Genomic DNA, 24,926 nt, shown 5'->3' with positions numbered 1-24,926 from the left:
GTTACCCCAATAAAATTATAAACGAATATCAGATTCTTGCTGTGTGAGTACATATTTCAGATCATATAAGACATGCTCAGCTTTACCGAACTTTCGTATTTCTTTAGCCCCCATTTGTTTAAATTGCTCATGGGCAACAGCTAAAATTATGCCATCATACTCTGCTGAGTTAGGGGCATTTATAGGTCGAATATTGTACTCATGCTCTGCTTCTGCTGAATCAACCCAAGGATCATAAACATCAACCTCTATGTGATATTCTTCAAGTTCTTTCACAATATCAATAATTTTAGTATTTCTAATATCAGGACAATTTTCTTTAAAACTTAATCCCAATAATAAAACTTTAGCACCTTCAACTTGAATCTTCTTCTTAATCATTTTCTTAACAAGTTGAGTAACAACATAAGCTCCCATACTGTCATTTAATCGACGGCCAGCTAAAATAATTTCTGGATGATAGCCAATAGACTGGGCTTTATGCGTTAAATAATATGGATCAACACCGATACAATGACCACCAACCAGACCAGGACGGAATGGCAAGAAGTTCCATTTCGTACCAGCGGCTTTCAGAACATCTTCAGTATCGATACCCATCTTATTAAAAATCAATGCCAACTCATTAATTAAAGCGATATTAACGTCACGTTGGGTATTTTCAATTACTTTAGCAGCTTCAGCCACTTTAATCGTTGAAGCTTTATGAGTTCCAGCCTCAATAATTAAATTATAAATTTCATCAATAAACTCAGCTACCTCTGGAGTAGAACCTGAGGTGATTTTTAAAATATTGGTTACTCTATGAAGCTTATCACCAGGGTTAATCCGCTCTGGGCTGTAACCTGCAAAAAAATCTGTATTAAATTCTAAACCTGATACCTTTTCTAGAACAGGAATACAGACTTCTTCTGTAGCACCGGGGTAAACCGTCGATTCATAAACGACGATATCACCTTTTTTCAGAATTTGACCAATGCTTGTCGATGCTTTAATTAACGGCGTTAAATCCGGTTGCTTGTAATCATCAATAGGGGTTGGAACAGTGACAATGAAAAAGTTACATTCTTTTAATTTTTCTAAATCGCAAGTAAATGATAATTGAACGGCTTGTTGTAATTCAATTGGAGAGACTTCAAGAGTATGGTCTTGCCCATTTTTTAGTTCTTCAATTCGTTTGCTCGAAATATCGAAGCCAACAACGGATACCTTTTTTCCAAACTCTACGGCTAACGGTAAACCTACATAACCCAAACCAATAATTGCTATTTTTAATTCGGCAAGTTTCATAAAATTAGCCTTAATCCCTAAAATATATTTAAAAACTTAAATGAAAGACATAAAAACCATCAATTTTTCTGCGCACAATATAGCAGAGTTTTGCTATACACTATAACGAAATTGTATAACGTATTTTTCTTTTAAGCTGATTTATTCATAAATTTTACTAAAATGCAATATTATCAATAATTAACAAATCTGTTACTTTTTATGAGATAAACTTAGCATACAAAGCCAACGGATTTGTCGGTGATTTTTTAGGTTTTTTGAGCTAGAATAAGCAAAATTCTAAGTCTAAACACAGATGTTTGTGTCTAAGCTGATATAAATTTTATAAATATTCAAGGGTAAATTGTGAAGCATTATCAATTATTTTCCATCCTTGCAATTAGCTTAAGTGCTGTTGGATGTGCTGTCACTTCTGGTCTTCAAACGTACGACATTCCAAGTGAGGGAGTTTATAAGACTGATCTTGGGACAACTGTAAGTGTGATAAAAATTACACAAGATACTTTAGAGTCTATAAAACCAACCCAGTTAAACTACCAACAAAACTATACTTCTTTATTTAATCAACCACAGCGTGTTTATCGTTTAAGTCCTGGTGATGTTTTATCCATTCAACTTTGGGCATACCCTGAAATCACTCCACCTGTAAACAATCTGTCGAATGATCAATCGATTCAAGCCAATGGATACCCTATTGATTATAATGGATTCATCCAATTGCCCTTAGTCGGTCGATACAAGGCATCTGGTAAAACGTTAAGTCAATTAAATTCAGAATTACGAAATCAATTTGCTCATTATTTAAAAACCCCTGACGTAATTGTCAGAGTCTTAAACTATCAAGGGCAACGTTACTCTGTACAAGGAAGTGTAAGAAAAGGTGGTCAATTTTATTTAAATGACCAACCTATCAATTTATATACGGCTCTTGGTATGGCTGGTGGTGTATCTGAATTAGGTGATAATACTTATATACAATTAGTACGTAATGGTACTACTTATAATCTCAATACACTTGAATTAGAAAAAGCAGGCTATTCGCTACACAAACTTTTAATTCAACCAAACGATACAATTTATGTAAGTACTAAAGACAATCAGAAAATATATATTATGGGTGAGTCTGGTAAAAACCAAGCTCTGCCAATGCGCGATCAGGGCATGACTTTGAGCGATGCTCTAGGTGAAGGTTTAGGTTTGAATCCTTTATCCGCAAGTGCTAGCCGAATTTATGTATTACGCACTAACGCAAATGATCGACGAACTGAACTTTATCATTTGAATTTAATGAGCCTTGGTGACTTTGGGTTGGCAAATCAATTCCATTTGCGTAGTAATGATATTGTATATATTGATGCAACAGGCTTAACTCGCTGGCAACGTGTTATGAACCAGATTGTACCGTTCTCGAGTGCACTTTATAGCTTTGATCAGCTAGGTAAGTAATCATGCAGATTCGAAGTATTTTAGTGGTTTGCGTTGGTAATATTTGTCGTAGCCCTATGGCAGAATACCTACTAAAACAGGATTACCCTCATCTATCAATAGAATCAGCTGGTATTTCTGGACTTTCAGGTCACCCTGCCGATGACAAAGCACAATTATGTATGCAACATTTAAGTATTGATATGAGTGGGCATATCGCTAAGAAATTAAATGCTGAACATTTAAAAAAAGCGGATTTAATTCTCGTTATGAGCAAAAATCAGCAAGCTCATATTGAACAAACTTGGCCTTTTGCTAAAGGAAAAGTTTTCCGCTTAGGCCATTGGCAAAATAAAAATGTGCCAGACCCATATCAGCATGATCAGGCCTTTTTCGATGAGACATGTCAGCTTATTCAACAGTGTGTCACTGATTGGAAAAATTATATTTAACTTTTAGATTAAGATTATGAGCCAAAATACCAATACTGAAGACACAATTGACTTGAAAGAGCTTTTTTTCTCTCTTATTGCTCAATGGAAATTAATCGCTTTATTTATTATTCTTAGTCTTGTATGTGCACTTTTGTACCTTCGTGCAACACCTGATACCTATTCAGTTGATGCCTTAGTTCAAGTTGAAGACAGTAAAGGGGCTTCTGCTGCTTTATTGGGTGATTTATCACAAATGATTGAACAAAAATCACCCGCTCAGTCTGAAATCGAAATTCTAAAATCCCGTTTAGTTTTAGGATCAGTAATTCAAGCACTTCATCTTGATCTCAATATTTCAAGTACAGAAGATACTTTACGTAATCGTTTATTGAAAAAACCACATTACGCAACCGAATATAATCCTAAATCTGTCATCTTTAAAGATAATACCAAGCAGTTTGAAGTCCGAGATTTTCTAATACCAAATCAATTTATTGATAAAGGACTTACACTTACTTTCAAAAATCGGGACTTTTTCTTAGTCGATCCAAAAAATGATCAGGTTATATTTACTGGCATGATTAATCAATCAAACTCTATTCAGAATAAATATGGCGCATGGAAAATAAGTGTTTTTACAAAAGATACTTTAACCAGTGCATACCGAATTCATAAGAAATCTTTACCCGCTGCTGTCAATGCTATTAGTTTAAATTATACCGTTGCAGAAAGAGGAAAAATGACTGGAATTCTTGGTTTAAGTTATCAAGGTCAAGATAAACAACATATTACTAACGTTTTAAATGCAATATTATCAGCTTATAGTGCCCAAAATGTAGCCCGCCGTTCTGCTGAAACTGCCCAAACGCTTAAGTTTCTAGATGAACAACTACCAGAGTTAAAGAAACAACTTGATAATGCAGAACGTGAATTTAATAAATTTCGCCAAAAACATAATACTGTTGATGTCACCAAAGAGTCTGAGCTTTACCTTACCCAAAGCATCACTTTAGAAACAAAAAGAATAGAGTTGCAACAACAACAAGCAGATTTGGCAGCAAAATACACTGCTGAACATCCAGCGATGCGAGAAATTAATGCTCAAATTGCTGCAATTAATAAACAAATTGGTGATTTAAATAGTACATTAAAACAACTTCCAGACATCCAAAGACAATACTTGCAACTGTATCGTGAAGTTGAAGTAAAAACCCAACTTTACACTGCTTTATTGAATTCGTATCAACAACTTCGAATTGCCAAAGCAGGCGAAATTGGTAATGTTCGTATTGTAGATACTGCGGTTGAACCTGTTGAACCAATTAAGCCAAAGAAATTACAAGTACTTATTCTTGCTATTTTCTTTGGTGGATTCATTGGTACACTTATTGCTTTGTTACGTAATATGTTGCGTACGGGTATCAAAGATAGTGGGCAAATTGAAAATGAATTTAATTTACCTGTTTACGCAACTGTACCACGCTCTCCGATTCAAGAGACACGTATCAGTATTTTAAAGAAAAAGAAGAGTATTCCTATCCTTGCGGTTAAGCATAATGATGATATTGCGATCGAAAGTTTACGTAGTATTCGAACAGCGATTCATTTTGCACTCGTAAATGCGAAGAATAATATTATTGTTATTGCAGGTCCTTCTCCTGAAGTTGGTAAATCATTTATTTCAACCAATTTGGCCACTATTCTTGCACAAACTAACAAGAAAGTTTTGTTGATTGATGCAGATATGCGTCGTGGCTATATGCATAAATATTTTAATTTAGATGTAAAGCCTGGTTTATCTGAATTTTTAAGTCATCAAGCTGATCTAAACCAAGTAGTTCATACAACTGAAGTAGATGGCTTAAGTATTATTACACGGGGTAAAAGTCCAGCGAATCCATCGGAAATGTTAGGATCTGAGCAGTTTGAATTATTACTTAATCAATTAAGCCAAGAATATGATCATATTATCATTGATACACCACCTGTACTTGCTGTAACCGATGCAATTATCATTTCTCAATATGCGGGTGTGAACTTACTTGTAGCACGCTATGCTAAATCACAAATGAAAGAGCTTGAACTAAGTTTAAGTCGCTTTGAACAAGCGAATGTCAAAGTAAATGGCTTCATTTTAAATGATATTCAACGTGCTGGTGCTGGGTATGGGTATGGGTATGGGTATGGGTATGGGTACAATTATTCATATGCTTACAAAGCAAATAAAGATGATTAAAAATCCATCATAACAGTCATATCAAAAAGCCAGATCTCATAGTCTGGCTTTTTATTGATAAACACAGAAACTATATAAAAAATACACGCATTTTTTAGCTGAGTTATTCAATGCTTAAGCTTAGACATGCTAAGATCATGACCATATTTTTTATTAAAATCTTACTTCGGACATCTCATGAGTAAAGCTTTACCTGTCATTGCAGCAGTCGTTTTAGGTGGCGCAGCCCTTGTTCCTGTTTACTATGCTACCCAGCACCCAACGACTGAACTTGGATCAAAAGTGGATAAGAATGCAGCACCTGTTGCAAAAATCAGTTATGCCTTAGGCTATGAAGTTGCAAAACAAACACCACCTGAATTGGAAACAGCTGCATTTATCACAGGTTTCCGTGATGGGCATGCCAAAAAGCCTGCTGCATACACCGAAGAAGAATTACAAGCTGCTTATATGGAATTCCAAAAGGAACTTCAACAAAAACAACTTAATGAAACCAAAAAAGCTGAAACCACAAACAATAGTTTTTTAGCTGAGAATGAGAAAAAAGAAGGTGTAAAAACAACGGCTTCCGGTTTACAGTACAAAATTATTAAAGAAGGTACTGGCAAACAACCTGTTGCAACCTCTGTTGTGAAAGTTCACTACAAAGGTCAATTAACCGATGGTAAGGTCTTTGACAGTTCTTATGACCGTGGTGAGCCAATCGAATTTCCACTCAACCAAGTCATTCCCGGTTGGACAGAAGGTTTACAATTAATGAAAGAAGGTGGCAAAGCAACGCTTTATATCCCTTCTCAACTTGCTTATGGAGAACAAGGTGTTCCTGGTTCTATTCCACCAAATAGCACATTAATTTTTGATGTCGAATTAATCGCTGTAAAATAATTAGTACCAAGGAGAGCATACGCTCTCCTTTATTTTGGAAGAAATAATGAAAAAACTAAGTTTGATTTTAATTGTCTCAATGATGAGCACAGCACATGCAGCACCCATTACTTTAAAAAGCCCACAAAAAGATCAGTTAGGATATAGTTACGGTTATTTAATTGGTAAGAGTTACGCAGAGACATTAAAAGATCTTGATATTGCAACAATCTCACAAGGTCTAGAAGAAGCGATACAAGGTAAGTCTGCATCGTTAACTGATGAAGAAATGATTAACCTATTAAGCCAATATAAAAAGCGTCTCGAAGCAAAACAACTGATAGAATTTCAGGAACTTGCTCAAAAAAATGAGCAAATTGGAAAAACGTTTTTAGCTGAAAATACAAAGAAAGCTGAGATTATAACCACCAAATCAGGTTTACAGTACCAAGTGATCCAAGAAGGCAAAGGTAAATCACCTAAAGCAACTTCAACAGTGAAAGTAAATTACGAAGGACGACTCTTAGACGATACGGTATTTGATAGTTCAATTGCACGAAATCATCCAGTTGAATTCAAACTTAACCAAGTCATCGCAGGTTGGACTGAAGGCGTTCAAACCATGAAAGTGGGTGGTAAGAGTCGTTTCTTTATTCCAGCAAATTTAGCATATGGCGAAGTGGGTTCAGGCGATGTGATTGCGCCAAATAGCACACTCATTTTCGATATTGAATTACTAGAAGTAAAATAAGAAAAAACCTCCTGTACAGGAGGTTTTTTTATATTAATGCTTAAGTTGTCTTGGTCTAAAACCTGTAATCAATAATCCAATCACATAGGCCACCACACCAATTACACATAAACCAGCCACTTCAGCGATGCGTAACCATTGTGAAACATCGCCTTGATACCAACTTAAACCATACCAAAGCGCGACAATCATAGTGATGTTCGCAATTGCATATTGGAGCGCTAGTTTCTTCCAGTGCGTTCCAAAACGATAGATATTGCGTTTGTGCAAATAGAAATACAACATGCCTGCATTCACCAAAGCTGAGCCTGATGATGCTAAAGCTAAAGCCATGTGTTCTGCATGCCAATCAATTAATTTAAAGAAACCGATAAAAACGACGTTTAAAATCGCATTGGCAGCCACCGCCATCAAACCGACACGAACAGGGGTTTTGGTGTCTTGCTGAGCGTAAAACCCAGGTGCAAATACTTTGATCAACATAAATGAAATCACCCCTGCACTCATACATTGCAAGGCTAATGCTGTCATTCGTGTATCTTCCAACGTAAATTCACCACGTTGGAACAAGGCTTGAATAATCGGTGTCGACAGCATAAATAATGCAATGCTCGAAGGAATGCCCACCAACATAATGATCTTGGCAGCCCAGTCAATCATGCTCCTGAATTTGGCCTGATCCTGTTCGGCATGACGTGCTGATAACGAAGGTAAAATCACTGTACCGATTGCTACGCCAATTAAACCCAATGGCAGCTCTGTCATACGTTCAGCACTATATAACCATGACACTGAACCATCTTGCATGAATGAAGCCCAAATCGTATTCAGCAATAAGTTGATCTGCGTGACTGATACACCAAATAAAGCAGGTAACATCAGTTTTAAAATACGGTCAACACCTTCATGTTTAAAATCAACCTTGGGTGGAATCAGTAGATTCTTTTTCCATAACTCTGGAATCTGGATGGCAAGCTGCAAAATACCCGCCACAACTACCGCCCAACCCAATGCCATGATCGGTTCAGCCATATACGGCGTTAGCCACCACGCCCCTGCGATCATTGCGACATTGAGTAATACAGGCGAGAAAGCAGGTGATGCAAATGAACCATAGCTATTGAGAATACTGCTGGCAAAAGCCGTTAATGACATGAACATCAGATAGGGAATCGTAAGACGAAACATATCAACGGCAAGGTCAAATTTCTCAGGATCGTTATGAAATCCAGGTGCGTAGATATAAATAATTGCAGGTGCAGCAACCATTGCAACAAACGTCAATAATGACATGGCTGTGAGTAGACAACCAAAAACTCGACTGATGAGAATCTGAACTTCGGCATGCGCACGACTGGTTTTATATTCTGTTAGAACAGGAATAAAGGCTTGAGAAAATGCCCCTTCCGCAAATAAACGCCGAAAAAAGTTGGGAATACGAAAGGCAACAACGAAAGTATCGAAGTCCTTGCCCGCACCAAATACATTGAGTAGCACAACATCACGCACTAATCCCAAAATTCGGGATAACATCGTCATTGCACTGACAATGACAGTCGATCGCCACAATGCCATCGCATTCACCTACGGCTTATCTTTTAAAAAGCGTTATTGTAATGAAAGTCAAAATAGATTTCGTTGTGAAATCATAAATTCGACGAAGTTTTTTTAGATAGTAATTGACGGAATAATTGCCAATCAAAATATAACCCGGGATCAGTTTTACGTTTTGGGGCGATATCAGAGTGACCTGCAATATGATTCTGAATTTTTGGATAGGCCTGTCGCAGTACCGATACGACTTCTACGAGAGCCTGATATTGTTCAATTTCAAAAGGCAAATTATCGCTGCCTTCTAACTCGATCCCAATCGAATAATCATTACATTCTTTTTGAGCCAGATAACTCGAGCGTCCTGCATGCCATGAACGATCATTAAAGTTTACAAATTGAATGACCTCTCCCGTACGCAAGATCAGCAAATGTGCGGATACCTGCATCCCTTCAATGGTCTGAAAATATGGATGGATAGACCAATCTAATTTATTTTGAAAAAACTGCTGAATATAGCCTCCACCGAACTGTGAAGGTGGCAAACTAATATTATGAATAACAATTAGTTGAATATCTGTATCATCAGGACGAGTATTAAAATTAGGTGATGCAATCTGGGTCGCACCGATTAATTTTCCATCTTGCACTTGAGTAAATTTAGTCTGTTGCATTATGACCCGAATCAGCAATTTAATGTTTATTTACTGCATTCTGACATGCTTTATCAGGAATAATCGAGATGAAATACTTATTTTTTATGAGGAGGGTGCTAATATATCGCACAAGTTTTTTGGTCAACATCTACTGGAACGGGTATGAGTATTCCTCAATCTTTGCTTGAACAATCTATTCAAATCAATATTCAACAAGCATTACAAGAAGATATTGGGGATGGTGATATTACCGCAATGCTTACCCCTGAAGAAGAGCAAGCAACCGCAACGATTATTACCCGTGAAGATATGGTATTGGCGGGTCAGCCTTGGGTGAATGCACTCATTCAAGCATATGACAGTAATGTTCAAATTACATGGCTAAAGCAAGAGGGTGAACGTGTAGCGGCAAATGAGGCGTTTTTAAAACTTGCAGGTTCTGCACGTAGTTTACTGACTGTGGAACGCCCTGCTTTAAACTTTATTCAAACTCTTTCTGCTGTGGCGACTAAAACTGCAAATTATGTGCAACATCTTGAGGGTTTAAATACCAAATTGCTTGATACACGTAAAACCTTACCCGGTCTACGTATTGCACAAAAATATGCAGTTGCTGTGGGTGGTGGACAGAACCATCGTCTAGGTCTATTTGATGCATTCTTAATTAAAGAAAACCATATCATGGCAGCGGGTGGTATTGCTCAAGCAATTGCTAAGGCACATGACATTGCACCGGGTAAACCTGTCGAAGTAGAAGTTGAGACTTGGGACGAGTTAAACCAAGCACTTGAAGCTGGTGCAGATATTGTAATGCTAGATAATTTCAGCCAACAACAGATGATTGACGCGGTTAAACATGTTGCAGGGCGTTGCAAATTAGAAGCCTCAGGCAATATTACCATTGAAAATTTACGCGAAGTTGCAACAACTGGCGTCGACTATATTTCAATGGGTGTACTCACTAAGGATGTGAGAGCTGTCGATTTATCTATGCGTTTTAATGCTTAGACATCATCTATCTCAGTTGAATGCTTATGAGTCGAAGTATCGATAGATGCTTCGGCTTTTTCACTCCATGCTGACTTAGCTTGTGTCAAATCTGTTGGTCTTGGATCCGCAGCCATTAAAACAAAAGTCACTGCCGTTAATAAAACCAAAAAAACTTGTACCATGCTTCCCGTCCTTCTTTATTTTTCATTTTTCTAATCTATCAAAGCAAAATGATTCAAATAAATGGGTTATGTGACAAACTGCAAAGATTGTTTGATTTTATGTTGAGAAATAAATTGATCTGTTTATTTCGTTACTTGCTGTTACAGCCCTTGGCAACAAGTTCGTGTTGATATGCTATGGTTGGACTTTTGACTTGGTTTATACTCATTTTTCTGGGTATTTATAGGTTTATGCTTCATTAGCATCTAAATTGATAAATAAAAAAAAGGCGGTCTAAACATACCAGACCGCCCACACTATCAACTGGAGATTACCAACCGAGTGCCTGCTGTTGCTTCTGAATCAATTCTGCGATTCCTTTTTCTGCAAGCTCTAACATGGCATTAGACTGCTGGCGAGTGAACGGTTTCTCTTCCGCCGTTCCCTGAATCTCAATAAATTCGCCCGCCTGCGTCATCACCACGTTTAAATCCGTTTGGCAATTTGAATCTTCTTCGTAACACAAATCGAGTAAGACTTCGTCTTGGTACATTCCTACTGAGATTGCTGCTACGAGACCTTTTAATGGGTCTTGTTTAATCTTTTTATTGCTCAGTAACACATTCATGGCATCAACTAAAGCCACCGCTGCGCCTGTAATGGCTGCTGTACGCGTACCGCCATCTGCTTGAATGACATCACAGTCAATCGTAATCGTGTTCTCACCCAACTTCTTCAAATCCACCATGGCACGAAGACTACGACCAATGAGACGTTGGATTTCTTGGGTACGTCCTGTTTGCTTACCGCGCGCTGCCTCACGGTCACTACGTGTATGCGTCGAACGTGGCAACATACCGTATTCAGCAGTCACCCAACCTTGCCCTTGACCTTTCAAGAAACGTGGAACTGAGTTATCAATACTTGCTGTACACAACACTTTGGTATGACCAAACTCAACCAAAACTGAACCTTCTGCGTAACGGGTATAGTTACGTGTGATTTTTACTTCACGTAATTGGTCTAATGCTCTTTGGTCAATACGCATAACGATTCCTTAAAACTATGGCACAAATATGATTGCGCCATAGTATAGCTCAATTACACGTGCTTTCAGTTTTACTTATTCGTTACAATTCCACGAATAAGCAATCCTTTAAGCAAATTTAAATCTCGCTTTTAAATTTGTCCAACCTTGCGCCAATTGTGCCGACGTATCATTTGGCAATGAACATTTTGCTAAGCGCACCCAAACTGTCCAAAATTGCTTCATAAAATTCGCTTCGTTATAGTTCACGCCATATTCAGCACATAAAGCTCTGATCTGTGGTGCCACTTGCTCATAACGATTGGCTGGCATATCTGGGAACAAATGGTGCTCAATCTGATGGCTTAAGTTACCACTCATAAAGTGCATCCACTTACCACCTGTGAAGTTGCTCGAACCACGGATCTGACGTAAGTACCATTCAGCCTTGCTTTCGTTATCAGTATTATCGGCTTCAAAGGTTTCTGCATCTTCAGTAAAATGACCATTAAAAATCACTGCCGAAGACCATAAGTTACGAATCACATTGGCTACAGCATTGCCTGCCAATACTGGGATAAAGTTAATGGTCGCAATCGCAGGGAAAAACACATAATCTTTGAGGACTTGGCGAGTCGCTTTTTTACGAAACTCGGCTGCATCTGCCCACACTTGTTTCCATGTTTTAGTTTTGTAGACCAAAGCATCTTCTAAATGTAGGTTTTGTACGCCCACATACCATTGGAAAAAGAACATTAACTGTAATGCCAATGGAATATTTGCCAAATGACGAACTTCCCATTTTTGGTCTTCCGTGACACGTAAAATGCCATAGCCAACGTCATGGTCTTTGCCCACAATATTGGTATAAGTATGGTGCATATAGTTATGGGTAAAACGCCAATCATTGCCTGAACAGGTATTGTCCCAATCATAATCTTCACCACGTAAACTTGGATCATTTAACCAGTCAAACTGACCATGCATAACGTTGTGTCCAAGTTCCATGTTTTCGACGATTTTAGATACACCTAACATTGCTGTACCCACTAACCATACAGGCGGAATCCAACCACCGAACATCAACATGCCACGAGATGCAATCTCGGTATAACGCACAAAATTACGGACTTTATAGATATATTTTGAATCTTCTTCGCCTAAATTCTGCATCACAGCTAGACGAATTTCTTCGACACGACGACCAAATGCTTCAACTTGCTCTGGCGTTAAATGTGCTGACTTTGATGCTGCTTTAAATTCTAATGCCATATTCATTTCAATTATCCTCAATATTTGTTTTTATAGGTCAATCGTGACTGGGCTAAGGGCTTGGCTTACACATAACTTGATCGCACGATTAGGCTGATCATCAATCTCACCCGTAATCACGTTCTGTGTTACACCACTAACTTTGGTACAGCTACAGCGATTACATACCCCCATGCGACAACCATGCTGTGGGCGTAAACCTGCTTGCTCCGCACTACTTAATAGATTGGTCGTTGCAATAAAATTCTGTTGTGCACGGCGGAAAGTAATCGGTTGAGCTTCGTTAGACTGCTCAATTTGTACAGGTTGGAAAAATTCCTGATGAAAATTCGATGCTGCATCCTGTTGAGCATAAATCTCTTGTGCTTGGCGCATCATGCTGTGATGCCCACAAGCATATGCCTGTAATTCTTTAAAATTCGGAACTAACTTTTCTAATAAAGCGGTATCTAAATGCTGCTTTTGCTGTGCTGTATTAAAAAAGTGATATTTCAGTTGTGGATATTGTTCTGCTAAAGCCAATATTTCCTGATGGAACACTTCAGCGCGGTTAAAATACACGACATGAATTTCTTTAAGCTTTTGAGCAACTGCCTGTTTTAACAATGAGTAAATTGCAGTGATCCCTGAACCTGATGCAATTAACAGCGCAGGTTGTTGTCCTTGATGTAGCACAAAATCGCCTTGTGCCTGCGAAATTTCAATACTGTCGCCCACATGCAAAAGTTGTGCTGCGCTTGACACCAAGCCCTGTACTTTAATGCCTAATCGAATTTCACCATTTTTAGTAATATCGACAATTGAATAGCTACGTTGGTGATAAACCCCATTGATCATTAGCGTGATCAAAACACTTTTACCTGCTTCAACTTCAATTAAATCAAAGTTGTGGTTTGGTTTTATGGTGAGTAAAACCATATCTGAGCTTAACGACTTTACAACGGTAACTTCTGCAAGAATGCGTTTCCAAGCAAACGTTGGCTTTATTTTTTGCAAAACAAAATCAACAAAATCTTCGCGAATCCAATGTGGCTGATAACTTAACTCTGCGTTCATACGTTCCTCGTTTTGTATCTGGCTATTTATTTTGAGTGAACAAATGTTCTTGTAGTGAACATATGTACACTATATTTATTTGTGTTCACTGAGTCAACACTTGTTCACTATTTTTTGAAAATTTTTTATGCTTTTTTATAAGTAATTAGAAATATTAATAAAATAATTATTCTTAGGCTTCACCACGCCAAAAGCGATTGCTGATATTTCTTTGTCTAATTGGAAATGTGTCTGATTTAGCTCTGGATTAGGGCTAAAAAAATGATGTTTTTTTTGCTAGACTCTACCGTATGGTTTTAATGGATCTTATTCATGTCGATTAGAGATGAACGAAAACAACAGAGTCGTCAGGCTTTACTTGATGCAGCGCTCCACCTCAGTACTTCTGGGCGTTCATTTAGTAGTATTAGTTTGCGTGAAGTTGCACGTGAAGTTGGCTTAGTCCCAACGGCATTTTATCGTCATTTCCAAGATATGGAGGCATTAGGGCAAGAACTGGTTGACCAAGTGTCTTTGCATTTAAAAAGCTTGATTCATCAATTGGGGCAAAGCTATTTAAAACATAGCGGATCTGCTAAAACACGGACAAGCATTGAACTGTTTGTACAGGCTGTCAATCATAGCCCTCAGCAATGGCAATTTATGATTGCAGAACGTTGGGGCGGCTCCGAAACTGTTCGTATTGCGATTGCACGTGAGATTGAATTTTTGATTGAAGATCTCGCAATCGATTTATGCAAACTCGAGACCTTTAAACACATTCGAGAAGCCAAAGATTTACAAGTGTTATCAACGATTCTGATTAATATGTCATTTACATGGGCAATGACGTGGATCAACTTACCGAAACAATTTGCAATTGATCGTTTGTTAGAACAACAAAACTTATTTATTGACAATGCAGCGACCCAAGTCCGCTTACTTTTCCGAGGTATCTCGAACTGGGAACCACAAAACGCCTGATCTTATCAAAGCTAAAGTTTGATATATAAAAGCATTGCTTAGCGTTATGATTAATAACACACTAATGCAAATGCCGTTTAGAACACTATGAGGAGCCTATAAGCATCATGAATCCTGATCGTCATACTCAGTTCTTAATTCGTAAAGAAAAAATTTTGCAGGTTGCAGAAAAACTTTTATTAGAAAACAACCAAGAAATGACCTTGGATGAACTGGTTGCCGAGCTAGATATTGCTAAAGGTACTTTATATAAACATTTCCGCAGTAAAAATGAATTACTGTTGGAACTGATTATTCAAAATGAAAAAGAAATCCTAAAAATTTCAGAAAAATATAACACTGATGTTAAAGAATATGCGCCTCGCTATATGCTTTACCATTTAACCTCACCGAGTCGTACGATTTTACTGCATCAGTTAGAAGAACATCTGACGATGACTGAGTCCAAGCTCAAACATCTGTTCGATGAGCTTTATGCAATCCGCCAACAGCGTATTATTTCGCTCAAAGATATGACTGAAAAATATTTAAAATCACAGAATTATGATATGTCGATTCGTGATTATCTTTCTTATATTTGGTCTCTGACTTACGGCGCAGCTTTGCTCTTGAATTCAAGCTATTATCAGCGTTCAATTGGTTCTCGTGAGAAGCTGATTAACCTGTATGTAAACCAAGCTCTGTCTTTACCGACACAAAAAGTTCAAATCGATTTAAAAGATTTACAAATCGATCAAAACTAAATAAAAAGGACTGCCACTGCAGTCCTTTTTTTATTGCTCATAGTATGAACTATTTCCCTTTACGTTCTTTTTCTAATAAGTAATCAACAACTTGTGTCACTTTTCCATCTTCACCTTGCACAACATACTTACCGTTTACAACAACGGCAGGTACGCCCGTAAGTTGATATTGCTGTGCCAATTTATTTGACTCAGCCACTTTTGCAGTGATTGGGAAAGAGTTAAACATACTGTTAAATTTCTGTTCAGGCACGCCATAACGGGCAAAGAATTTTGCTTGTGATGCTTGATCAAAAATTTGTTGTCCGCCGTCATGGATGGCATGGAACAATGGAATATGGGTTTTCTTACGTACACCTAGTGCCTCAGACACATAGTAACCTCGAGCACCCTGCTCCCATACTTTATTCATCGCTGCAGGCGTACGGAGGAAATATACATCGCTTGGAATCTTCTTTAACCACGTTTGCATATGCGGTTCAAGCTTAAAGCAGTGCGGGCAACCGTACCAGAAGAATTCACGTACTTCAATTTTTCCCGCTGGCGCAGCTGTTTTACCCGGATTGGCAACCACGGTATAGTCTTTACCAGCAACAAAATCAGCAGCCATTGCATTCATCGAAAATGCCATTACAGCTGCACTTAAACCACCTAATACTAACTTTTTCATTGAGTTTGCTTTTCCTCTAAGCATTTTTCGTAAGTTTATATGCTAAATATAAATCAAACACGACTAATTCGTTTTGCTTGTGTGAAGTTTTTTATTGGATTTATCGCTTTTTTTTCAAGAAGCGCTACACTAACAACAGATTAAACCGAAATAATCATCCTAATATAGAGGTATTTCCATGGCACAATTGAATGTTGACCCACAAGAAATCGCAAAATTTGAAGCATTGGCTGCTAAATGGTGGGACCAACATTCTGAGTTCCGCCCACTTCATCAAATCAACCCGTTACGCTTAAACTGGATTGATGAGCGTGTTGGTGGCTTAGCAGGTAAGAAAGTACTTGATGTGGGCTGTGGTGGCGGTATTTTGGCAGAAAGTATGGCTCGTCGTGGCGCTGATGTTTTAGGGATCGACATGGGTGAAGCACCGCTGGCTGTAGGACGTTTACACGCACAGCAAGACAATGTGCAAAATATTGAATATCGTCAAATCCCAGTCGAAGAGTTGGCGCAACAACATGCAGGACAATATGACGTAGTGACCTGTATGGAAATGATGGAACATGTTCCTGATCCAGCCTCCATCGTCAAGGCTTGCCAAAGCTTGGTCAAGCCAGGTGGTCATGTGTTCTTCTCCACCATTAACCGTAATCCCAAATCCTACTTGTTTGCGATTATCGGTGCGGAATATGTGCTGCGCCTACTGCCAAAAGGCACCCATGATTATCATAAGTTCATTCGTCCATCGGAAATGGCGCATGACATCCGCAATGCAGGTCTTACCTTAAAGGAAATGACTGGCCTGCATTACAACCCTATCACTAAGCATTATTGGTTAGCACCCAATGTAGATGTGAATTATATGGTTCATACCACAAATACAGGTGCCTAATGAAAGCCGTTTTATTTGATCTTGATGGTACTTTGATCGACACTGCTGCTGATTTTATTCGCATCATTCAACAAATGTGCCGTGATGAACAGCGTCCTGTTGTTGATGCGGCAACCATTCGCACTCAAGTATCTGAAGGCGCACGGGCAATGGTCAAATTGGTGTATCCAGAATTGGATGTGACCGATCCCATCTTTCTCGCCCATCGCCAGCGCTTTTTAGATGTATACGGTGACAATATTGTGGTGGATACGGATTTATTTGTTGGGATGTATGCTCTGCTCGAAGAACTTGAGGCAAACCAGATTCCTTGGGGAATTGTCACCAATAAACCACGTGGTTTAAGTGAATCATTATTGGCTGAATTAAATTTAACCGAACGCTGTGCAGTTTTGGTTTGTCCTGAAGATGTCACACATACCAAACCCGATACTGAACCGATGTATCTAGCGGCGAAACAGTTGAATCTGGATGCCAAAGACATTATCTATGTGGGGGATCACCCACGTGATATTGATGCAGGTCGAAATGCAGAGATGTATACCATTTTGGCAGCTTACGGGTATTTACCAATAGAGTCTCGTGATGATCTGAACGCTTGGCAAGCAGATGCAATTATCCAAACTGTGACTGAGTTACATCAACTGCTCAAACAGAAAATCTCTGCTTTATCAGAAAATCAGGGTATGATGAGCTAAACATTCAACATAAGAACTATGAGGCATAACAATGAAATATTCAGAATATCAACCTCGTCCAGATCTACTCAAAGATCGTATCATTCTCATCACGGGCGCAGGTGATGGAATTGGTCGAGCTGCTGCTCTTAGTTATGCCCTTCATGGTGCAACTGTGGTTTTGCATGGACGTAGCCTGAATAAACTTGAAGTCATTTATGATGAAATTGAAGGTTTAGGTGCACCACAGCCTGCAATATTGCCATTACAGCTTTCAACTGCATCCAGTCATGACTATGAGCTCCTTGTCGATACGCTTGAGCAACAATTTGGTCGCTTGGATGGCATTTTACATAATGCGGGCATGTTAGGTGATCGAGTTGAACTAGCGGATTACCCTGTTGATGTTTGGGACGATGTCATGGCTGTAAATTTACGTGCACCTTTCGCATTAACTCAAGCATTATTACCACTGCTTGAAAAATCTGAACATGCTTCAGTGGTATTTACCAGTTCGAGTGTAGGTCGTGAAGCTCGTGCTTTATGGGGAGCATACTCTGTTTCTAAAGTTGCAACCGAAGCAATGAGTAAGATCTTTGCAGCAGAAAACACCTATCCAAACATTCGTTTTAACTGTATTAATCCAGGCGGTACCCGTACAGCGATGCGTGCGAAGGCTTACCCAGAAGAAGATCCAAAAATTCTTCCAACGCCAGATAGTATTATGCCTGCTTATCTTTATTTGATGGGTGATGATAGTTTAGATATGAATGGAAAAAGTATTGACGCTCAATCTTAACCAATTGAATATAATAAATTTAAACTATATTAAATACGGGCTTCGATGATACTTTTCTAGAGAAATTGCTTAAGGATCTCCATCTTTTTAATGGAATAATGAATTGATCTTCACAGTTTCTCTGCATTTTTAAGGTACAGTTTTCACATGAGAGACATCCGAAGTCCATAAGGTGCATCATGAAAAAATTTTTCATTATCTTGGTTTTAGGTTCAACAACCCTATTGAGTAGTATGGGTAGTTTTGCAGGTCCACATTTTGATCGTGATGATGACTCACGCGGTGGGGGCTGGCAAGGTCGTAACTTTGATCGTCCAGATGATGAAAACCGTATGCGTGAACGTCGTATGCGTGAAGAACGTGGTGTTGAGCGTTTAAAACAACATCGCTGGCAAGCAGGTTACGTCATGCCACAGCATTATCGCGGAAACGGCTACAAAGTTGATTATAAATATAATAATCTCCCACGCCCTGGTCGTAATGAGCAATGGTATAAAATCAATAATGATTTTATTTTAGTCAATTCTGATGATAATAGTATTATCCGAATCATGGGGTTCTAAACATATTCTCGGACGATGACTGTACAAAGTTGAAGCGTTGTTTTAGGAATAGATTTATCTTTTTATTTTTTTCGTTAGAATCAGATAAATTGATGTATATCTGAGATGAACATGGCGAACCAAATGACTGAAACTTCACATAGCACAACGCAAGATTATGTGCATTGGTTTCGCCACTCAGCACCATATATTAATGCCCATCGTGATAAAACTTTTGTGCTTATGTTTGGTGGTGAGGCCGTCTTACACCAAAACTTTCAGCATATTATTCATGATATTGCCCTATTGCATTCTTTAGGGATTCGTTTGATTTTGGTGCATGGCGCACGCCCACAAATTAATCAAAATCTACGTGAAAGCCAAATTGAAACGCCTTTTCATCAAAGTCGTCGTGTGACAACTCGTGCATCACTACGTAGTATCATGAATGCAGTTGGATCGATTCGTTTAGAAATTGAAGCTCTTCTATCAATGGGCTTGGCCAATTCACCCATGTATGGTGCCCGTATTGATGTCGTTTCGGGTAACTTTGTAACGGCTAAACCCTATGGCATTCGGGATGGGGTTGATTTTCAGCTCACAGGTGAAGTCCGTTCAATTGATACCGATGCGATTCAACGCCACTTAGATAATCACAATATTGTGTTACTAGGACCTACAGGTTATTCAACCACTGGAGAAGTATTTAACTTATTGGCGGAAGAAGTCGCGACCAAAACAGCAACTGCATTACAAGCCGATAAATTGATTTTCTTAGGTGAAAAACAAGGATTAATGAATGAGCAACAACAATTATTACGTGAATTAAGCTCGTATCAACTTGAACCTTATATTCAACAATACCAAACACAATATCCAGAATTCGCCTTACACCTCAAACAAGCTCAACAAGCTTCATTATCTGGGGTGCATCGTGTTCACCTCATTTCATATACTTATGATGGTGCCTTAATTGAAGAACTATTTACACGCGACGGGATTGGCACTTTAATCACAGATGCCCACTATGAAGAAGTACGCATTGCCAATATTCATGATGTTGGCGGTTTAATCAACCTATTACGTCCACTCGAACAGGAAGGTATTTTAGTCTATCGTTCACGTGAACGTCTTGAAAGTGAAATAGAACAGTTCGCGGTGATTGAACGAGATGGCATGATCTTAGCCTGTGCAGCGCTCTATCCTATTCCTGCTGAATCAGGTGAAATTAAATCTGCTGAAATTGCCTGTGTCGCTGTCGATTCGAGTTATCGTAAATCGAACCGTGGTAGCCAAATTTTGCAATTTTTGGAAACCAAAGCGAAACAACAAGGTATTCAACAACTGTTTGTTCTCACAACCCGTACCGCACATTGGTTTTTAGAGCAGGGTTTCAGCCCAGCAAGTGTTGATGATTTACCGAATGCTCGACAAGCGCTGTACAATTATCAGCGTAATTCCTTAGTCTTCAAAAAAGTTTTGTTCTAATTATATTTGACCTGAAGATATCTTTATTTCTGATAAAGATATCTTTTGACTTCTTTCATTTTTATTTTTATTCAGCTCATTAGAAAAATAAGCGCACTGAATTTTTAAAAATAAAAATATAAAACAGAAACTTAAGTACTAATTAAATTTCAATGCTTATTCATCTTCTCAATAACATTATCTATTTTTCTATTTTGCACTTTTCATCATAAGCAAAGCCCAATTATTTATTTTTTATGCATTAAAAAAAGTTTTAGCTTAATTGCTCAACTTATTTAGATATTGTAATTTTCTGGGGAGTACAATCAACATGGCTATTTTTATCAATCGCTCATGGGCAACTTCAACCATCATCGCAGCAACTATTGCTAGCGTAATGGGCGTTGCAGGTTGTGCAAAAAAACCTGAACAGCAAGCAACACCAAAACAAGAAACCACCACATTAAATATCGGCTTTCAAAAGTATGGCATTTTGCCGATTGTCAAAGCAAAAGGTGAATTAGAAAAGAATCTTGCTGCTCAGGGCGTCCATGTAAAATGGGTTGAATTTCCAGCCGGCCCCCAACTTTTAGAAGGCTTAAATGTAGGTAGTGTCGTATTTGGTGAGGCCGGTGAAGCGCCTCCGATCTTTGCTCAAGCAGCAAATCCTAACTTGGTCTATGTTGCAAATCAGCCACCAGCACCTACTGCAGAAGCCTTAATCGTTCAAAAAGATTCACCAATACAATCTGTACAAGACCTGAAAGGTAAACGTATTGCATTGAACAAAGGCTCAAACGTTCATTATCTTTTATTGAAATTACTAGAAGCCAATAATTTAACTTTAAACGATATTCAGCCTGTTTATTTACCACCATCAGATGCTCGCGCAGCATTTGAAAAAGGCGCAGTCGATGCTTGGGTGATATGGGATCCATTCTTCGCAGCAGCAGAGCACCAAATCCATGCACGTGTGATCGCAAACGGCGAGCATTTGGTCAGCAATCATCAATTCTATTTAGCTGATCGTAAGTTTGCGGAAGGACATCCCGAAGTTCTAAAAACACTGGTGACAACATTGAATCAAACCACGGATTGGGTAAAGATCCATCCTGATGATGCTGCAAAATTACTCGAAAAACCAACCGCACTTGAACTCGATGTTTTAAAAACTTCAATTTCTCGGATGGGTTTTGGCGTTCAGCCAATTTCTGAAAAAGTCACAAAAGAACAGCAGTACGTAGCTGATGCCTTTTTTGCTCAGAAATTAATTCCAAAGCAACTGGTCATTGCAGATGCTGTATTAAAAAACCAAGTTCAATAATTGAGAGTCTACTTTAGGTAATTTCTCATTGGTTTTGATTGTGATCAATCAAAGTGCTTTATCCCTCATGCAGATTGCAATCTAAAACACGATGCAATCTGTCTCATTTACATGATCTCATTCTTCATAAGGAATATCGACATGAATATTTTCTGGTTCATCCCCACTCATGGTGACAGCCGTTACTTAGGCACCAGCAAGGGCGCACGTCAGGTCGATCATGCTTATATGAAACAAATCGCCGTTGCTGTCGATAACCTTGGTTATGCTGGTGTATTGATTCCAACAGGTCGTTCTTGTGAAGATCCATGGATCACAGCAGCCAGCCTCATTGATGCAACCAAACAATTAAAGTTTTTGGTGGCGCTACGTCCCGGAATTACGCCCCCCGCATTGGCGGCACGCATGGCTGCTACCTTTGATCGCCTCTCCAATGGTCGTATTTTACTCAATCTTGTAACAGGCGGTGACGAGCAGGAACTCAAGGGCGATGGTCTATATGAAGATCACAGCACTCGTTATCAGACTGCCTCTGAATATGTCAAAATTTGGCGTGAGATTCTGACTCGCTCCCATACAGGTGAATCTTTTACTTTTCATGGCGAACGACTCAGTGTCGATGAAGCAAAATTACTTTATCCACCTGTGCAAAAGCCCTATCCTCCCTTATGGTTTGGTGGATCATCAACAGAAGCAACTGAACTTGCCGCTGAACAGGTTGATACTTATTTAACTTGGGGTGAACCACCTGCTGCGGTGGAAGAAAAAATTAATCATTTACGTGCTCAGGCAGCAGCCAAAGGACGTACTCTAAATTATGGTATCCGATTGCACGTGATTGTTCGTGAAACCAATGAACAAGCTTGGGCTGCAGCGGATGAACTCATTCAATATTTAGATGATGAGACTATTGCAGCAGCGCAGAAAAAATTTGCACAAATGGACTCGGTCGGGCAGCAACGCATGGCGGCTTTACACGGCGGACGCAAAGATCAATTAGAAGTCTCACCAAACTTATGGGCAGGTATCGGTTTAGTTCGTGGCGGTGCAGGTACAGCTTTAGTCGGCGATCCAAAAACTGTTGCTGCACGTATTCAAGAATATGCTGACTTGGGGATTGATACCTTTATTTTCTCTGGCTATCCACATTTGGAAGAATCGATCCGCTTTGCTGAATTAGTATTTCCACTTCTGCCACTCAAAACTCGTGAGAAACTGACACAACCACATCTCACAGGTCCTTTTGGTGAAATCATTGCCAATAACTATGTGCCTGAGGTCAAAACACCAAAAGCGTTGGTTCAGGAGGAGGCATGAGTACAACACCATTTCTAAATAATGTTTCACGTGGAACACAAAAAATAGGCAAAAGTCTCTTGGCGTGGTTGTTTCCAGTTTTATTGCTACTGATTTGGCAAGCTGCTTCAAGTTCAGGTCTATTACAGAGCCGTGTATTACCTGCTCCAACTGCTGTAGTGAGTGCTTTTTGGCACTTACTGATCAGTGGTGAACTTTGGCACCATGTCAAAGTCAGCGCAAGTCGTGCCCTGCTTGGTTTGTTGGTCGGTGGTGGTCTCGGACTACTTTTAGGACTACTTAATGGTTCATCACGCATTGCATCGACCTTACTTGATACCACATTGCAAATGATCCGCAATATCCCTGCACTAGCACTCATTCCGCTGGTAATTTTGTGGTTTGGTATTGATGAAACAGCCAAACTCTTTTTAGTCGCAGTAGGTGTATTTTTCCCAATCTACATCAATACCTATCATGGTATTCGCTCAGTAGACCCTCAGTTGATTGAAATGGGTAAAAGTTACGGACTCAATCGCTGGCAATTGTATAAAGAGATCATTCTACCCGGAGCAATGCCTTCTATTTTAGTTGGACTACGCTTTGCTTTAGGTTTGGTTTGGGTATTGCTCATCGTGGCCGAAACGATTTCCGCTCAAGCAGGAATCGGCTATATGACCATGAATGCACGTGAGTTCTTGCAAACCGATATCGTTTTGGTCGGTATTTTACTTTACGCCATACTTGGAAAATTAGCGGATGTATTGGCACGAGCACTAGAGCGATATTTATTACGTTGGCATGCAGGCTATCAAAAATAAAAAGGTCAACTATATGAGTAATCTAAATTTAAATTTCTATGAAAATCCCTTGATTCAACCCCTTGGCGAATCTGAAGCATCGACTACTGCAAGCAATAGCAATGGTGCAAATATTCTGATTGAACAACTGTATAAGTTTTATGGTGAAGTCAAAGTGCTTGAAGACTTAGACTTAAATATTCAAGCAGGTGAATTTGTCGCCATAGTAGGTCGCAGTGGTTGTGGTAAAAGCACCCTACTCCGCTTAATCGCCCAACTTGAAAAACCAAGCTATGGCGAGATTAAATTTCAATCCGCAAGAAACTTTCGTGAAGGCATCACAAACGATGATATTCGCGTTATGTTTCAAGATCCACGCTTACTTCCATGGAAAAATATTTTACACAACGTACAATTAGGTTTACCAAAAGATCAACACCTACTTGCTGAAAATTTATTAGAAAAAGTAGGCTTAAAAGACAAATCCACACAGTGGCCAACTCAACTCTCTGGAGGTCAACGTCAACGTGCCGCATTAGCCAGAGCACTTTCTCATGCACCACGTATTTTATTACTGGATGAACCCTTAGGGGCGCTAGATGCTCTCACACGTTTAGAAATGCAAAGCCTGATTGAACGCCTTTGGAAAGAACAAGGTTTTACTGCAATTTTGGTCACACACGATGTGAGTGAAGCGGTACAATTGGCAGATCGAATTATTTTGCTAGATCAAGGACATATTGCACATCAATTTCAAGTGAATTTACCACGACCACGTAAGAAAACTATTGCATTTGCGCAGTTGGAACAACAAGTGTTAGATGCGGTTTTAGCAACTTAAAACCGCACCATGATCATAAATTCCACTGGATATGCATCAAAAAATGAGCTTATTCATCAGCATTTAACACTGAATTGTTTACAAAATATGTAATTCATTTTTTAGATTTCAAGTATTATCAATAGGACTTACGCATTGACAGATTCAAAAAAGTATTAAAATGCTTTATAAAGTATCTGTGATCAGACGAATTAAACA

25 protein-coding genes are annotated in these 24,926 nt (G+C 38.9%); 17 read left to right on the top strand and 8 right to left on the bottom strand.

Annotation, left to right across the window (positions count from 1 at the left end):
* Nucleotides 1-15: 15 nt before the first annotated feature.
* Complete coding sequence (tviB, locus tag NO346_RS12735; RefSeq protein ID WP_256415397.1) at nucleotides 16-1,290, bottom strand: Vi polysaccharide biosynthesis UDP-N-acetylglucosamine C-6 dehydrogenase TviB; 1,275 nt, start codon at nucleotides 1,288-1,290, stop codon at nucleotides 16-18.
* Between the two features lie 345 nt (nucleotides 1,291-1,635).
* Between tviB and NO346_RS12730 the strand changes: the two genes are divergently transcribed.
* From NO346_RS12730 to NO346_RS12710, 5 genes are all read left to right on the top strand, one after another.
* Nucleotides 1,636-2,736 (top strand): polysaccharide biosynthesis/export family protein, encoded by a 1,101-nt coding sequence (locus tag NO346_RS12730; RefSeq protein ID WP_256415396.1) that lies wholly within the window; start codon nucleotides 1,636-1,638, stop codon nucleotides 2,734-2,736.
* A 2-nt stretch (nucleotides 2,737-2,738) separates the two neighbouring features.
* Nucleotides 2,739-3,167, top strand: a complete 429-nt coding sequence (locus tag NO346_RS12725) for a low molecular weight protein-tyrosine-phosphatase (RefSeq protein ID WP_256415395.1) — start codon at nucleotides 2,739-2,741, stop codon at nucleotides 3,165-3,167.
* 16 nt (nucleotides 3,168-3,183) lie between these two features.
* The gene (locus NO346_RS12720; protein WP_256415394.1) at nucleotides 3,184-5,385 is read left to right on the top strand and encodes a polysaccharide biosynthesis tyrosine autokinase; all 2,202 of its coding nucleotides are present in this window, start codon (nucleotides 3,184-3,186) and stop codon (nucleotides 5,383-5,385) included.
* 177 nt (nucleotides 5,386-5,562) lie between these two features.
* The gene (locus NO346_RS12715; RefSeq protein WP_256415393.1) at nucleotides 5,563-6,270 is read left to right on the top strand and encodes an FKBP-type peptidyl-prolyl cis-trans isomerase; all 708 of its coding nucleotides are present in this window, start codon (nucleotides 5,563-5,565) and stop codon (nucleotides 6,268-6,270) included.
* A gap of 46 nt (nucleotides 6,271-6,316) precedes the next feature.
* Nucleotides 6,317-7,000: an FKBP-type peptidyl-prolyl cis-trans isomerase gene (locus NO346_RS12710; protein ID WP_005163592.1), complete on the top strand. Its 684-nt coding sequence runs from the start codon at nucleotides 6,317-6,319 to the stop codon at nucleotides 6,998-7,000.
* Nucleotides 7,001-7,033: 33 nt separating this feature from the next.
* Here NO346_RS12710 and murJ read toward each other — a convergent pair whose 3' ends face one another.
* A complete protein-coding gene (murJ, locus tag NO346_RS12705) occupies nucleotides 7,034-8,584 on the bottom strand; it encodes a murein biosynthesis integral membrane protein MurJ (RefSeq protein WP_256415392.1) in 1,551 nt (516 codons plus the stop codon).
* Between the two features lie 62 nt (nucleotides 8,585-8,646).
* The gene (ampD, locus tag NO346_RS12700) at nucleotides 8,647-9,225 is read right to left on the bottom strand and encodes a 1,6-anhydro-N-acetylmuramyl-L-alanine amidase AmpD (RefSeq protein WP_256415391.1); all 579 of its coding nucleotides are present in this window, start codon (nucleotides 9,223-9,225) and stop codon (nucleotides 8,647-8,649) included.
* Nucleotides 9,226-9,369: 144 nt separating this feature from the next.
* Between ampD and nadC the strand changes: the two genes are divergently transcribed.
* Entirely contained in the window at nucleotides 9,370-10,215 is an 846-nt protein-coding gene (gene nadC, locus NO346_RS12695) for a carboxylating nicotinate-nucleotide diphosphorylase (protein WP_256415390.1), read from the top strand.
* Here nadC and NO346_RS12690 read toward each other — a convergent pair.
* The 4 genes from NO346_RS12690 to NO346_RS12675 all read right to left on the bottom strand — a co-directional run bounded on the left by NO346_RS12690 (nucleotide 10,212) and on the right by NO346_RS12675 (nucleotide 13,714).
* Nucleotides 10,212-10,379 carry a hypothetical protein gene (locus NO346_RS12690; RefSeq protein ID WP_005163598.1) on the bottom strand — a complete coding sequence of 56 codons (168 nt, stop codon included), beginning with the start codon at nucleotides 10,377-10,379 and terminating at the stop codon, nucleotides 10,212-10,214. The genes nadC and NO346_RS12690 overlap by 4 nt on opposite strands.
* A gap of 311 nt (nucleotides 10,380-10,690) precedes the next feature.
* Complete coding sequence (gene rph / locus NO346_RS12685) at nucleotides 10,691-11,407, bottom strand: ribonuclease PH (protein ID WP_004665354.1); 717 nt, start codon at nucleotides 11,405-11,407, stop codon at nucleotides 10,691-10,693.
* Nucleotides 11,408-11,515: 108 nt separating this feature from the next.
* Nucleotides 11,516-12,658, bottom strand: a complete 1,143-nt coding sequence (locus tag NO346_RS12680) for an acyl-CoA desaturase (RefSeq protein ID WP_256415420.1) — start codon at nucleotides 12,656-12,658, stop codon at nucleotides 11,516-11,518.
* 30 nt (nucleotides 12,659-12,688) lie between these two features.
* Nucleotides 12,689-13,714, bottom strand: coding sequence for a flavin reductase family protein (locus NO346_RS12675; RefSeq protein WP_256415389.1), 1,026 nt, complete (start codon nucleotides 13,712-13,714; stop codon nucleotides 12,689-12,691).
* 312 nt (nucleotides 13,715-14,026) lie between these two features.
* Between NO346_RS12675 and NO346_RS12670 the strand changes: the two genes are divergently transcribed.
* Complete coding sequence (locus tag NO346_RS12670) at nucleotides 14,027-14,677, top strand: TetR family transcriptional regulator (protein ID WP_005163601.1); 651 nt, start codon at nucleotides 14,027-14,029, stop codon at nucleotides 14,675-14,677.
* 107 nt (nucleotides 14,678-14,784) lie between these two features.
* Nucleotides 14,785-15,420 (top strand): TetR/AcrR family transcriptional regulator, encoded by a 636-nt coding sequence (locus NO346_RS12665; protein ID WP_004665358.1) that lies wholly within the window; start codon nucleotides 14,785-14,787, stop codon nucleotides 15,418-15,420.
* A gap of 49 nt (nucleotides 15,421-15,469) precedes the next feature.
* Here the strand turns inward: NO346_RS12665 and NO346_RS12660 are convergent, their stop codons facing one another.
* Nucleotides 15,470-16,090 (bottom strand): thiol:disulfide interchange protein DsbA/DsbL, encoded by a 621-nt coding sequence (locus tag NO346_RS12660; protein ID WP_241284060.1) that lies wholly within the window; start codon nucleotides 16,088-16,090, stop codon nucleotides 15,470-15,472.
* Nucleotides 16,091-16,268: 178 nt separating this feature from the next.
* On the opposite strand from NO346_RS12660, the gene ubiG reads away from it, so the two are divergent.
* From ubiG to NO346_RS12615, 9 genes are all read left to right on the top strand, one after another.
* Nucleotides 16,269-16,982, top strand: coding sequence for a bifunctional 2-polyprenyl-6-hydroxyphenol methylase/3-demethylubiquinol 3-O-methyltransferase UbiG (gene ubiG, locus NO346_RS12655; RefSeq protein WP_256415388.1), 714 nt, complete (start codon nucleotides 16,269-16,271; stop codon nucleotides 16,980-16,982).
* Nucleotides 16,982-17,680, top strand: coding sequence for an HAD family hydrolase (locus tag NO346_RS12650; RefSeq protein WP_256415387.1), 699 nt, complete (start codon nucleotides 16,982-16,984; stop codon nucleotides 17,678-17,680). The genes ubiG and NO346_RS12650 overlap by 1 nt, the downstream gene beginning before the upstream one ends.
* A gap of 31 nt (nucleotides 17,681-17,711) precedes the next feature.
* Nucleotides 17,712-18,458, top strand: a complete 747-nt coding sequence (locus NO346_RS12645; RefSeq protein ID WP_256415386.1) for a YciK family oxidoreductase — start codon at nucleotides 17,712-17,714, stop codon at nucleotides 18,456-18,458.
* A gap of 179 nt (nucleotides 18,459-18,637) precedes the next feature.
* The gene (locus NO346_RS12640; protein ID WP_087536667.1) at nucleotides 18,638-19,021 is read left to right on the top strand and encodes an RcnB family protein; all 384 of its coding nucleotides are present in this window, start codon (nucleotides 18,638-18,640) and stop codon (nucleotides 19,019-19,021) included.
* A 111-nt stretch (nucleotides 19,022-19,132) separates the two neighbouring features.
* Nucleotides 19,133-20,488, top strand: a complete 1,356-nt coding sequence (gene argA, locus NO346_RS12635) for an amino-acid N-acetyltransferase (RefSeq protein WP_087544563.1) — start codon at nucleotides 19,133-19,135, stop codon at nucleotides 20,486-20,488.
* A 310-nt stretch (nucleotides 20,489-20,798) separates the two neighbouring features.
* Entirely contained in the window at nucleotides 20,799-21,791 is a 993-nt protein-coding gene (locus NO346_RS12630; protein WP_256415385.1) for a sulfonate ABC transporter substrate-binding protein, read from the top strand.
* Nucleotides 21,792-21,932: 141 nt separating this feature from the next.
* On the top strand, nucleotides 21,933-23,108 hold the full coding sequence (gene ssuD / locus NO346_RS12625; protein ID WP_256415384.1) for an FMNH2-dependent alkanesulfonate monooxygenase: 1,176 nt from the start codon (nucleotides 21,933-21,935) through the stop codon (nucleotides 23,106-23,108).
* Entirely contained in the window at nucleotides 23,105-23,908 is an 804-nt protein-coding gene (ssuC, locus tag NO346_RS12620) for an aliphatic sulfonate ABC transporter permease SsuC (RefSeq protein WP_256415383.1), read from the top strand. Before ssuD ends, ssuC begins: the two co-directional genes overlap by 4 nt.
* Nucleotides 23,909-23,921: 13 nt before the next feature.
* A complete protein-coding gene (locus NO346_RS12615) occupies nucleotides 23,922-24,728 on the top strand; it encodes an ATP-binding cassette domain-containing protein (RefSeq protein WP_249570890.1) in 807 nt (268 codons plus the stop codon).
* Nucleotides 24,729-24,926: the final 198 nt, after the last annotated feature.

Origin of the sequence: Acinetobacter sp. 5862 (assembly GCF_024494585.1) — a bacterium.
Taxonomy (GTDB): Bacteria; Pseudomonadota; Gammaproteobacteria; order Pseudomonadales; family Moraxellaceae; genus Acinetobacter.
The sequence above is the reverse complement of the archived record's forward strand: the minus strand, read 5'-3'. Positions and strand labels throughout refer to the sequence as shown.

Coding starts and splice junctions, on each gene's coding strand:
- NO346_RS12670 (WP_005163601.1), top strand. CDS start 14,027: ATGTCGATTAGAGATGAACGAAAACAACAGAGTCGTCAGGCTTTACTT.
- NO346_RS12650 (WP_256415387.1), top strand. CDS start 16,982: ATGAAAGCCGTTTTATTTGATCTTGATGGTACTTTGATCGACACTGCT.
- NO346_RS12615 (WP_249570890.1), top strand. CDS start 23,922: ATGAGTAATCTAAATTTAAATTTCTATGAAAATCCCTTGATTCAACCC.
- NO346_RS12675 (WP_256415389.1), bottom strand. CDS start 13,714: ATGAACGCAGAGTTAAGTTATCAGCCACATTGGATTCGCGAAGATTTT.
- rph (WP_004665354.1), bottom strand. CDS start 11,407: ATGCGTATTGACCAAAGAGCATTAGACCAATTACGTGAAGTAAAAATC.
- NO346_RS12645 (WP_256415386.1), top strand. CDS start 17,712: ATGAAATATTCAGAATATCAACCTCGTCCAGATCTACTCAAAGATCGT.
- NO346_RS12630 (WP_256415385.1), top strand. CDS start 20,799: ATGGCTATTTTTATCAATCGCTCATGGGCAACTTCAACCATCATCGCA.
- ssuC (WP_256415383.1), top strand. CDS start 23,105: ATGAGTACAACACCATTTCTAAATAATGTTTCACGTGGAACACAAAAA.
- ampD (WP_256415391.1), bottom strand. CDS start 9,225: ATGCAACAGACTAAATTTACTCAAGTGCAAGATGGAAAATTAATCGGT.
- NO346_RS12680 (WP_256415420.1), bottom strand. CDS start 12,658: ATGGCATTAGAATTTAAAGCAGCATCAAAGTCAGCACATTTAACGCCA.
- NO346_RS12725 (WP_256415395.1), top strand. CDS start 2,739: ATGCAGATTCGAAGTATTTTAGTGGTTTGCGTTGGTAATATTTGTCGT.
- ssuD (WP_256415384.1), top strand. CDS start 21,933: ATGAATATTTTCTGGTTCATCCCCACTCATGGTGACAGCCGTTACTTA.
- ubiG (WP_256415388.1), top strand. CDS start 16,269: ATGGCACAATTGAATGTTGACCCACAAGAAATCGCAAAATTTGAAGCA.
- argA (WP_087544563.1), top strand. CDS start 19,133: ATGGCGAACCAAATGACTGAAACTTCACATAGCACAACGCAAGATTAT.
- NO346_RS12690 (WP_005163598.1), bottom strand. CDS start 10,379: ATGGTACAAGTTTTTTTGGTTTTATTAACGGCAGTGACTTTTGTTTTA.
- NO346_RS12720 (WP_256415394.1), top strand. CDS start 3,184: ATGAGCCAAAATACCAATACTGAAGACACAATTGACTTGAAAGAGCTT.
- NO346_RS12715 (WP_256415393.1), top strand. CDS start 5,563: ATGAGTAAAGCTTTACCTGTCATTGCAGCAGTCGTTTTAGGTGGCGCA.
- NO346_RS12660 (WP_241284060.1), bottom strand. CDS start 16,090: ATGAAAAAGTTAGTATTAGGTGGTTTAAGTGCAGCTGTAATGGCATTT.
- NO346_RS12710 (WP_005163592.1), top strand. CDS start 6,317: ATGAAAAAACTAAGTTTGATTTTAATTGTCTCAATGATGAGCACAGCA.
- NO346_RS12640 (WP_087536667.1), top strand. CDS start 18,638: ATGAAAAAATTTTTCATTATCTTGGTTTTAGGTTCAACAACCCTATTG.
- tviB (WP_256415397.1), bottom strand. CDS start 1,290: ATGAAACTTGCCGAATTAAAAATAGCAATTATTGGTTTGGGTTATGTA.
- NO346_RS12665 (WP_004665358.1), top strand. CDS start 14,785: ATGAATCCTGATCGTCATACTCAGTTCTTAATTCGTAAAGAAAAAATT.
- nadC (WP_256415390.1), top strand. CDS start 9,370: ATGAGTATTCCTCAATCTTTGCTTGAACAATCTATTCAAATCAATATT.